The organism is Ruegeria sp. CDSA241, from assembly GCF_059611265.1.
Genome location: NZ_JBXWPF010000039.1, coordinates 1 through 2990, shown reverse-complemented (window position 1 = coordinate 2990; position 2990 = coordinate 1). Strand labels below are relative to the sequence as shown.

General features: G+C 60.6%; 3 protein-coding genes. All 3 read right to left on the bottom strand.

The annotated features are described in order from the left end of the window. Positions 1-884, bottom strand: an 884-nt coding sequence (gene folD, locus AC2FJV_RS20125) for a bifunctional methylenetetrahydrofolate dehydrogenase/methenyltetrahydrofolate cyclohydrolase FolD (RefSeq protein WP_271952851.1), incomplete at its 3' end; no start/stop codon positions are given. A 53-nt stretch (positions 885-937) separates the two neighbouring features. Beyond that, positions 938-1243, bottom strand: coding sequence for a chorismate mutase (locus AC2FJV_RS20120; protein ID WP_142640424.1), 306 nt, complete (start codon positions 1241-1243; stop codon positions 938-940). Positions 1244-1301: 58 nt separating this feature from the next. Then, entirely contained in the window at positions 1302-2978 is a 1677-nt protein-coding gene (locus AC2FJV_RS20115) for a formate--tetrahydrofolate ligase (protein WP_281996164.1), read from the bottom strand. Between the last annotated feature and the right edge of the window lie 12 nt (positions 2979-2990).

Genomic DNA, 2990 nt, shown 5'->3' with positions numbered 1-2990 from the left:
GTCAGGCCTTCTGGTTCGGGGAGTTTGTTTGCGCGGCATGCGGCGGTCAGGGTGTTGGCCAGCAGGCATGCGATTGTCATGGGGCCGACGCCACCGGGGACGGGGGTGATTGCTCCGGCGCGTTCGGCGGCGCTGGCGTAATCCACGTCTCCAACCAGCTTGTTCTTGCCGTCGCGTTCAATGCGGTTGATGCCCACGTCGATGACCGTGGCGCCTTCCTTGATCCAGTCGCCGGGCACCATCTCGGGGCGGCCCACAGCGGCGACAACGATATCCGCGCGACGGACAACATCGGGCAGATCCTTGGTGCGGCTATGCGCGATGGTCACGGTGCAGCTGTCGCCCAGCAGCAGTTGCGCCATCGGCTTGCCGACGATGTTCGAGCGGCCGATCACAACCGCGTCCATTCCCGACAACGATCCATGATGGTCCCGCAGCATCATCAGGCAGCCCAGTGGGGTACAGGGCACCATCGATTTCTGACCGGTGCCCAGCAGGCCCACATTCGAGATGTGGAACCCGTCGACATCTTTGGCCGGGTCGATCGAATTGATCACCAGATCTTCGTTCAGATGCTTGGGCAGCGGCAGCTGCACCAGAATGCCGTGGACTGCGGGATCGGTATTCAGCTTGTCGATCAATGCCAGCAGGTCTGCCTCGGAGGTGTCCACATCCAGCTTGTGCTCATACGAGTTCATGCCGACCTCGACGGTCATCTTGCCCTTCGAGCGGACATAGACCTGGCTGGCCGGGTCTTCGCCCACCAGAACCACGGCCAGACCAGGGGTGATGCCATTTTCGTCCTTCAGCTTTGCAACCTGATCGGCAACCTGTGCCCGCACCGTTGCTGCAAAGGCCTTACCGTCGATAACCTGCGCTACCATTCTTCGATCCCTTCTTCCCAAAAACGGATCGGGCGCTTGGGGCGCCCGGTCAGTCAGTCGTTGCCGAGCACACGTTCCTCACGCGCAATCGACCAGTCAATCAGAATGCGCCACAGCGTCTCGGCCAGATCGGGGTCCATCCCCGCCGCCTGAGAGCTGGCACGCACCTTTTGCACCACCTCTTCAACACGATCCGGAATACGGGCCGGCAGGCCCTCGCCCGGCTTCAACTCAGACGCGCGATCAATGTAGCTGGCGCGCCTCACCAGCATCTCGATCAGGTGCCGGTCCAGCTGGTCGATCTGAATCCGCAGATCCTGCATCGTTGCGCAGTCTTGCGGCGGTGTCAGAGTGGGCATCGTGATCTCCTCGTGGCCCGGAGCATTCTCCGGATCACGAGATGTCTTATCTGGCGACTTAGAACAAGCCCTCGATCTCACCTGCGTCATTGAGGCAGATGCTTTCGGCCGCCGGTTTGCGCGGCAGGCCCGGCATAGTCATGATCTCACCACAGACCGCCACGATAAATCCGGCACCCGCGCTCAGGCGCACCTCGCGCACCGGAACCGAATGGCCGGTGGGCGCGCCGCGCAACGAGGGATCGGTCGAGAAGGAATACTGCGTCTTGGCCATGCAGACCGGCAGGTTGCCGTAACCGGCTTCTTCCCATTCACGCAGCTGGTTGCGGATCTTGTTGTCGGCCAGAACCTCGTCCGCGCGATAGATGCGCTTGGCGATGGTTTCGATCTTCTCGAACAGCGGCATATTGTCGGGGTAGATCGGCGCAAAGTTCGCTGTGCCCCCTTCGACGATTTCGACCACCTTCTCGGCCAGCGGCGCCGAACCTTCCGACCCCAGCTCCCAGTGACGCGACAGAACCGCTTCGACCCCGTGGTCAGAGCAATAGTCTTTCACGGCTTGCACTTCTGCGTCGGTATCGGTGACGAAGTGGTTGATGCCAACCACAACCGGCACGCCAAAGGATTTGACGTTTTCGATGTGACGACCCAGGTTGGCGCAGCCCGATTTGACCGCGTCGACGTTTTCCGCACCCAGATCAGCCTTGGCCACACCGCCATTCATCTTCATCGCACGCACGGTGGCAACCAGCACCACAGCCGACGGCGCGATACCCGCCTTGCGGCACTTGATGTTCATGAATTTCTCGGCGCCCAGATCGGCCCCAAAGCCCGCTTCGGTCACCACATAGTCAGCCACTTTCAGCGCGGTCTTGGTCGCAATGACCGAGTTACAGCCATGCGCGATGTTGGCAAACGGGCCGCCATGCACAAAGGCCGGGTTGTTTTCCAGCGTCTGCACCAGGTTCGGCTGCATCGCGTCCTTCAGCAGCACCGTCATCGCGCCTTCGGCCTTGATGTCGCGACAGTAAACCGGGGTCTTGTCGCGGCGATAGGCCACGATGATGTCACCCAGACGCTTTTCCAGATCTTTCAGGTCGTTGGCCAGGCACAGGATCGCCATAACCTCAGAGGCCACGGTGATGTCAAAGCCGGTCTCGCGCGGGAAACCGTTCGATACGCCACCCAAGCTGGCCGTGATCTGACGCAGCGCGCGGTCGTTCATGTCGACCACACGACGCCACGCTACACGGCGAATGTCGATCTCGCACTCATTGCCCCAGTAGATGTGGTTGTCGATCATCGCCGACAGCAGTGAATGGGCGCTGGTGATGGCGTGAAAGTCACCGGTGAAGTGCAGGTTCATCTCTTCCATCGGAACAACCTGCGCGTAACCACCACCCGCAGCGCCGCCCTTCATGCCAAAGTTCGGGCCCAGCGAAGCCTCACGGATACAGATCATCGCGTTCTTGCCGATCCGGTTCAGACCGTCACCCAGACCCACAGTCGTCGTCGTCTTACCCTCACCCGCAGGCGTCGGGTTGATCGCCGTCACCAGAATCAGCTTGCCGTCCTCACGGCCCTGAACCGAATTGATGAAGTCCTGGCTCACCTTTGCCTTGTCATGGCCATAGGGCAGAAGATCAGCAGATTCGATGCCGATCTTCGCACCAATCTCCTGAATCGGCTTCTTCTTCGCCTCACGCGCAATTTCGATGTCAGATTTATAGCTCATTGGGTTTCGGTC